The sequence below is a fragment of the Streptomyces sp. H27-H1 genome, assembly GCF_026627445.1.
Classification (GTDB): Bacteria; Actinomycetota; Actinomycetes; order Streptomycetales; family Streptomycetaceae; genus Streptomyces.
Genome location: NZ_JAPNLJ010000053.1, coordinates 39,030 through 45,659, shown reverse-complemented (window position 1 = coordinate 45,659; position 6,630 = coordinate 39,030). Strand labels below are relative to the sequence as shown.

Sequence of the window (6,630 nt, the reverse complement as noted above, 5' to 3'; positions counted from 1 at the left end):
GGCATCGCGTTCCGCTTTGACAAGACGCCAGAAAGCTACGAGGCCGGCCTGCATCTGTGCGGTGCGATGCTCTGGCTCCGCAGCATCGCACCACATTCATAATCCGATCTCCAGACAGGACCTAGCCCCGGCGGCCCCGCTGACGTCTCACTACATCTTGCGCTTGTGCTGCGCACCGCGCTTCTCGCGGACGCGGACCGAGATGTGGATCGGGGTCCCCTCGAAGCCGAACTCCTCGCGCAGGCGGCGCTCGATGAAGCGGCGGTAGCCGTGCTCCAGGAAGCCCGAGGCGAAGAGGACGAACCGCGGCGGCTTGCTGCCCGCCTGCGTACCGAACAGGATGCGCGGCTGCTTGCCGCCCCGGATCGGGTGCGGGTGGGCGGCGACGACCTCGCCGAGGAAGGCGTTCAGACGGCCGGTCGGGATGCGCGTCTCCCAGCCGGCGAGGGCGGTCTCGATGGCCGGGACCAGCTTCTCCATGTGGCGGCCGGTGAGCGCCGAGACGTTCACCCGGGGCGCCCAGGCGACCTGCTGCATCTCGGTCTCGATCTCGCGCTCGAGGTAGTAGCGGCGCTCCTCGTCGAGGTCGTCCCACTTGTTGTACGCGATCACGATCGCGCGGCCCGCCTCGACGGCCATGGTGATGATGCGCTGGTCCTGGACGGAGATGTTCTCGGTCGTGTCGATCAGGATGACCGCGACCTCCGCCTTCTCCACGGCGGCGGCCGTACGCAGCGAGGCGTAGTAGTCGGCGCCCTGCTGGAGGTGGACCTTCTTGCGGATGCCCGCGGTGTCGATGAACTTCCAGGTGACCCCGCCGAGCTGGATCAGCTCGTCGACCGGGTCGCGGGTGGTACCGGCGATCTCGTTGACGACGACCCGGTCCTCCTTGGCGACCTTGTTCAGGAGGGAGGACTTGCCGACGTTCGGGCGGCCGATGAGCGCGATCCGGCGCGGACCGCCGACGGCGGTGCCGAAGGTCTGCTCGGGCGCCTCCGGAAGGGCCTCCAGGACGGCGTCGAGCATGTCGCCGGTGCCGCGGCCGTGCAGCGAGGAGACCGGGTGCGGGTAGCCGAGGCCCAGCGACCACAGCGAGGCCGCGTCGGACTCGCCGCTCTGGCCGTCGACCTTGTTCGCGCACAGCACGACGGGCTTGCCCGCCTTGCGAAGCAGGCGGACGACGGCCTCGTCGGTGTCGGTGGCGCCGACCTTGGCGTCCACGACGAAGACGACCGCGTCGGCGGACTCGATGGCGTATTCGGCCTGGGCGGCGACGGAGGCGTCGATACCGAGGACGTCCTGCTCCCAGCCGCCGGTGTCGACGACCCTGAACCGGCGGCCGGCCCACTCGGCCTCGTAGTTGACGCGGTCGCGGGTGACGCCGGGCTTGTCCTCGACGACCGCCTCGCGGCGGCCGATGATCCGGTTCACCAGGGTCGACTTGCCGACGTTCGGGCGGCCGACGACGGCGAGGACGGGAAGCGGGCCGTGGCTCGCCTCCGAAATCGCGCCCTCGACATCCTCGACGTCGAAGCCTTCCTCCGCGGCGAGCTCCATGAACTCCGCGTACTCGGCGTCGCCAAGTGCTCCTTGGTCGTGCTGGTCGTTCATGAAGTCCGTTCCTCGTCGTTCGTGGTGATCGGTGGGGCCCGCGCAGCGCGGTTCCACTACTAGGTCAAGTCTCGCTCAGCGCCCGGTGAGGCGCTTGGCGTCGGCCAGGTGGGCGGTCAGCCGGTCCTGGATTCTTACGGTGGCCTGGTCAAGCGCGGTACGGGTACGGCGGCCACTGCCGTCCCCGGCGTCGAAGGCATCGCCGAAGACGATGTCGACCCTGCTTCTCAGCGGCGGCAGCCCCTTGACGACGCGGCCGCGCCGCTCGGTGCTGCCCAGGACGGCGACCGGCACGATGGGCGCCCCGGCGCGGACCGCGAAGTACGCGAGTCCCGCGCGCAGGGAGGCGAAGTCGCCTTCGCCCCGGCTGCCCTCGGGGAAGATCCCCAGGGCTCCGCCGTTCTGCAGTACGCCCAGCGCACGGCTGATCGCCGTGCGGTCGGTGCCGGAGCGGTCCACCTTCACCTGCCCGATCCCTTCGAGGAAGGGGCCGAGCGGGCCGACGTACGCCTCCTTCTTGATCAGGAAGTGCAGCGGCCGGGGGGCGGTGCCCATGACCATGGGGCCGTCGATGTTGTGCGAGTGGTTCACGGCCAGGATGACGGGGCCGGCGGCGGGGACCTTCCAGGCCCCCAGCACGCGCGGCTTCCAGAGGCCGTACATGAGCCCGATGCCGATCCGCCGGCCGGTCGCCGCACCCTTGAGGGAGGGCGTTTCGCTCACTTGCGGCCCGCCCGCTTCTCTTCGACCAGGGTCACGACGCACTCGATCACCCGGTCGAGCGTGAGCTCGGTGGTGTCCACCTCGACCGCGTCGCCGGCCTTGGCCAGCGGAGAGGTCTTGCGGCCGGAGTCGGCGGCGTCGCGCTTGATCAGCGCCTCCTTGGTGGCCGCGAGATCCGTGGCCTCCTTGCCCCGCAGCTCGCCGCTGCGGCGGGCCGCGCGGGCCTCGGCGGAGGCGGTGAGGAAGATCTTCAGGTCGGCGTCGGGCAGCACGGTGGTGCCGATGTCCCGGCCCTCGACGACGATGCCGTCGGCCTCGTCGGCCGCCTCGGCGGCGATGGACCGCTGGAGCTCGGTGATCAGGGTGCGCACCTCGGGGACGGCGCTCACGGCGCTGACCTTGGAGGTGACCTCCTGGGTCCGGATCGGGCCGGAGGCGTCGTGGCCGTCGACGGTGATGGTCGGCGCGGAGGGATCCGTGCCGGACACGATGACGGGCTTGCCCGCCGCGAGGGCGATCGCCTGCGGGTCCTCGATGTCGATGCCGTTGGTGATCATCCACCAGGTGATGGCCCGGTACTGGGCGCCGGTGTCCAGGTAGCGCAGCCCGAGCTTGGCGGCCACGGCCTTGGAAGTGCTGGACTTGCCCGTGCCGGAGGGACCGTCGATGGCGACGATCACGGCGGTCGGAGCTGCGGTTTCCACGGTGCGGGCACCTTCCTGGTTGCGCGTACGTGTCCGGGCGCGCCAATAGCGCCCCTCCTCCAGGTTACCGGGCTTTTCGCGGTCGCCCGCCGGGGCCGTGACAGGCGGCCCCGGGGCGGCCGTGGGCGCCGGGGCCGGGGCGGCCGTGGGCCGGGATCCCCGCCTACTGCTGGCGCAGTGCCCAGCCGCGTTCGCGCAGCTCGGCCTTGAGGCCGGTCACCGCCCGGGGTTCGACCATCAGCTGGACCAGGCCCGCCTGCTGGCCCGTCGCGTGCTCGATCCGCACGTCCTCGATGTTGACCCCGGCCCGGCCGGCGTCGGCGAAGATCCGCGCGAGTTCGCCCGGCTGGTCGGAGATGAGGACGGCCACCGTCTCGTAGACCGTGGGGGCGGCTCCGTGCTTGCCCGGCACCCGGACCCGTCCCGCGTTGCCGCGGCGCAGTACGTCCTCGATGCCGGCCGCGCCGCCGCGGCGCTTGGCCTCGTCGGCCGACTGCAGGCCCCGTAGGGCTTGCACCGTCTCCTCCAGGTCGGCGGCGATGCCCGTGAGCACGTCCGCCACGGGTCCCGGGTTCGCCGAGAGGATCTCCACCCACATCCGCGGGTCGGAGGCGGCGATCCGGGTCACGTCGCGGATGCCCTGTCCGCACAGCCGCACCGCGGTCTCGTCGGCCTCCTCAAGCCGGGCCGCGACCATGCTGGAGACCAGTTGCGGGGTGTGGGAGACCAGCGCGACGGCACGGTCGTGGGCATCGGCGTCCATGACCACCGGGACGGCCCGGCACAGCGCCACCAGCTCCAGTGCGAGGTTCAGCACCTCGTGGTCGGTCTCCCGGGTCGGCGTCAGCACCCAGGGCCGGCCCTCGAAGAGGTCGGCGGAGGCCGCGAGCGGTCCGGACTGCTCCTTGCCGGCCATCGGGTGGGTGCCGATGTAGGTCTTCGTGTCCACGCCGAGCGCGTCCAGTTCCCGGCGCGGTCCGCCCTTGACGCTGGCCACGTCCACGTAGGCGCGGGCCAGGTCGCGGCCTATGGCGTCGGCGAGGGCGGCGGCCACGTGGGCGGGCGGTACGGCGATGATCGCGAGGTCGGCCCTGCCCTGGTGGGCCTCCTCCGTGCCGGCGCCGAGCGCGGCGGCCGTACGGACCTGCCCCTGGTCGCGGTCGGCCAGGTGGACGGCGATGCCGCGGGCGGCGAGGGCGAGCGCCGCGGAGGTGCCGATCAGTCCGGTTCCGATGACGACGGCGGTTCTCACGGGGTGCTCCAGGGGTATGTGACGGCGGTGCCTGCCTCAGGGTAGCCAGCGGGGACGGCGCGAGGACCCGGCGGTCCGTCCGCTGGGACGGGCCGCCGGGCCCTCGCCGGGAGTGCAGTCCCGGCCTACAGGTTCTGCTGCTTGATGATGTCCTCCAGCGAGCCGCTCGGGACCGAGCCCTCGGGGGTCAGCTTGTCCACGGCCTGCGGGAGGGCCTGCGCGAGCTGGTCGGCGGCGTCCTGCGGGGTGACGCCCGCCTGCTCGGCGACCTTGGCCAGGGTCTCGTCCGGCAGGGCCTTGGCGATCTCGGCGCCGCTGACCGGCTTGTTGTCGCCGGTACCGACCCAGGACTGGGCCTGGTCGGCGAGTCCCGACTTGGTCAGCATGTCCATCAGCCCCCCGAGCGGGTTGTTCCCGGCTCCGCCGGCACCGCCTGCGCCACCGGCCGCCTGGGCTCCGCCCCCGCCGCCCGTCAGCGCGCCGAGGAGGGCGCCGAGGATGTTGCCGCCGCCACCGCTGCCGCCCTGTCCGCCGCTGCCGCCGAGGAGGCCGCCGAGAAGGGAGCCGAGGTCGTTGCCCGCCATGGTGATGCCTTTCGAAGAGGGACCGGGCGCACGGAATTCGACGCAGCCGGCTTCGAGATACCGACAATGTCACCCAATTCAGGCACCTCTGCCACTTGGCGCAGAGCCGTGCGCCGACTGCGGTAGAACGATCGGCATGATCTTCCACCTCGTACCGCTCGCCGACTGGACCGCCGATCCAGCGCGCCCGTACGCCCCGCCCTCCCTCGACTCCGAGGGTTTCGTGCACTGTTCCGCGGATCCGGAGACGGCGCTGGCGATCGCCGCCTCGCACTACGGCGGCGTACCGGGGACCCTGCTCGCCGTGGAACTCGACGAGCAGGCCCTCACCTCTGAGGTCCGCCGGGAGGGTGGAACGGGGATCCGCTACCCGCACGTCCACGGACCGCTGAACCGGGACGCCGTGGTGCGCGTGTGGGAGGTCGTACGCGCTTACGGCGCGCCGGGAGAACTCGTCCCCCGGCCGCCGGAGGGCTGAGCCAAGGCGTGGCGGGGTGTTCCTGAGGCCCGTCACACGCCAGGATGCCTCTCGCCAATCCCGGCGATCACCCGAGGAGAAATCATGAACGACCCCACCCGCACCGCCCGGCGCACGGTTCTCACCGCCGGCGCCGGAGTCCTGGCAGGCGGCGTGCTGACCGCGTGCGGCGGAGCCGACGAGACGAAGCCGAAGTCCGAGGGCGGCAGCGCGCCCACGGCGCAGAGTCCGGAGGCACCGGCCGGGGACGCCAAGGCGCTGGTCAAGTCCTCGGAGGTACCGGTCGGCGGCGGCAGGGTCCTCAAGGACGAGAAGCTGGTCGTCACCCAGCCGACGGCGGGCTCCTTCCGCTGCTTCACGGCGGTGTGCACGCACTCGGGCTGCCTCGTGGACAAGGTGGAGGCCGGCACGATCGACTGCCCTTGCCACGGAAGCAAGTTCAAAGTGGCGGACGGCGCGGTCGCGCACGGTCCGGCCACCCGGCCCCTGGCCGAGAAGAAGATCACCGTCTCCCCGGCGGGCGAAATCTCCCTCGCGTAGCGCAGAGATACCTGCCTAGTCTCGGCGGATGAACGACAAGCCGACGCCCGAGCCGCTCGAACTCACCCTGGTCAGGGACCACACGGTCTACTCGTGCGTGATGGGTTCGAGGGCGTTCGGCCTGGCGACCGAGGCGAGCGACACCGACCGGCGCGGTGTCTACCTCACCCCCACACCGCTGTTCTGGCGCTTCGAGAAGCCGCCGGCGCACGTGGACGGGCCCTGGGACGAGGAGTTCTCGTGGGAGCTGGAGCGCTTCTGCGAACTCGCACTGCGCGCCAACCCGAACATCCTGGAGGTCCTCCACTCCCCTCTCGTGGAGGACCTCACCCCGGTCGGAGCAGAACTCCTCTCGCTGCGCGAGGCGTTCCTCTCCCGCCGGGCCCACGTCACCTTCAGCCGGTACGCCGCCTCCCAGCGCGGCAAACTCCTCGGCGACCTCCGCAACCACGGCGCCCCGCGCTGGAAGCACGCCATGCACCTGCTGCGCCTGCTCCTGTCCTGCCGCGACCTGCTGCGCACCGGCCGCCTGGCGATCGACGCGAGCCCCTACCGCGACCGCCTCCTCGCGGTCCGCCGCGGCGAGCTCACCTGGGACGAGGTCGACGCCTGGATGACCCGCCTGACGGAGGAAACCGAGTTTGCCCTCGGCACGACCGGCCTCCCCGAAGCCCCGGACCTCCCGCGCGTGGAGGACTTCCTCCTGCGCACCCGCCGCGCGTCGGCGCTGGGCTAGGC

8 protein-coding genes are annotated in these 6,630 nt (G+C 71.9%); 3 read left to right on the top strand and 5 right to left on the bottom strand.

The window, feature by feature from the left end; genetic code table 11:
- Nucleotides 1–150: 150 nt before the first annotated feature.
- The 5 genes from der to OTB20_RS35480 all read right to left on the bottom strand — a co-directional run bounded on the left by der (nucleotide 151) and on the right by OTB20_RS35480 (nucleotide 4,874).
- The gene (gene der, locus OTB20_RS35500; protein WP_267823961.1) at nucleotides 151–1,611 is read right to left on the bottom strand and encodes a ribosome biogenesis GTPase Der; all 1,461 of its coding nucleotides are present in this window, start codon (nucleotides 1,609–1,611) and stop codon (nucleotides 151–153) included.
- Between the two features lie 75 nt (nucleotides 1,612–1,686).
- Nucleotides 1,687–2,274, bottom strand: coding sequence for a lysophospholipid acyltransferase family protein (locus OTB20_RS35495; protein WP_267823969.1), 588 nt, complete (start codon nucleotides 2,272–2,274; stop codon nucleotides 1,687–1,689).
- 56 nt (nucleotides 2,275–2,330) lie between these two features.
- Nucleotides 2,331–3,038, bottom strand: a complete 708-nt coding sequence (cmk, locus tag OTB20_RS35490; RefSeq protein ID WP_267823960.1) for a (d)CMP kinase — start codon at nucleotides 3,036–3,038, stop codon at nucleotides 2,331–2,333.
- Nucleotides 3,039–3,201: 163 nt separating this feature from the next.
- Nucleotides 3,202–4,290: a prephenate dehydrogenase gene (locus OTB20_RS35485; protein ID WP_267823957.1), complete on the bottom strand. Its 1,089-nt coding sequence runs from the start codon at nucleotides 4,288–4,290 to the stop codon at nucleotides 3,202–3,204.
- A 125-nt stretch (nucleotides 4,291–4,415) separates the two neighbouring features.
- Nucleotides 4,416–4,874, bottom strand: coding sequence for a YidB family protein (locus tag OTB20_RS35480; protein WP_267823956.1), 459 nt, complete (start codon nucleotides 4,872–4,874; stop codon nucleotides 4,416–4,418).
- Between the two features lie 136 nt (nucleotides 4,875–5,010).
- On the opposite strand from OTB20_RS35480, the gene OTB20_RS35475 reads away from it, so the two are divergent.
- From OTB20_RS35475 to OTB20_RS35465, 3 genes are all read left to right on the top strand, one after another.
- The gene (locus OTB20_RS35475) at nucleotides 5,011–5,352 is read left to right on the top strand and encodes a DUF952 domain-containing protein (protein WP_267823954.1); all 342 of its coding nucleotides are present in this window, start codon (nucleotides 5,011–5,013) and stop codon (nucleotides 5,350–5,352) included.
- An 84-nt stretch (nucleotides 5,353–5,436) separates the two neighbouring features.
- Nucleotides 5,437–5,892, top strand: coding sequence for a Rieske (2Fe-2S) protein (locus OTB20_RS35470; protein ID WP_267823952.1), 456 nt, complete (start codon nucleotides 5,437–5,439; stop codon nucleotides 5,890–5,892).
- Between the two features lie 28 nt (nucleotides 5,893–5,920).
- On the top strand, nucleotides 5,921–6,628 hold the full coding sequence (locus tag OTB20_RS35465) for a DNA polymerase beta superfamily protein (RefSeq protein ID WP_267823950.1): 708 nt from the start codon (nucleotides 5,921–5,923) through the stop codon (nucleotides 6,626–6,628).
- The last annotated feature ends 2 nt before the right edge of the window (nucleotides 6,629–6,630 follow it).

Coding starts and splice junctions, on each gene's coding strand:
- der (WP_267823961.1), bottom strand. CDS start 1,611: ATGAACGACCAGCACGACCAAGGAGCACTTGGCGACGCCGAGTACGCG.
- OTB20_RS35495 (WP_267823969.1), bottom strand. CDS start 2,274: ATGTACGGCCTCTGGAAGCCGCGCGTGCTGGGGGCCTGGAAGGTCCCC.
- OTB20_RS35480 (WP_267823956.1), bottom strand. CDS start 4,874: ATGGCGGGCAACGACCTCGGCTCCCTTCTCGGCGGCCTCCTCGGCGGC.
- OTB20_RS35475 (WP_267823954.1), top strand. CDS start 5,011: ATGATCTTCCACCTCGTACCGCTCGCCGACTGGACCGCCGATCCAGCG.
- OTB20_RS35470 (WP_267823952.1), top strand. CDS start 5,437: ATGAACGACCCCACCCGCACCGCCCGGCGCACGGTTCTCACCGCCGGC.
- OTB20_RS35465 (WP_267823950.1), top strand. CDS start 5,921: ATGAACGACAAGCCGACGCCCGAGCCGCTCGAACTCACCCTGGTCAGG.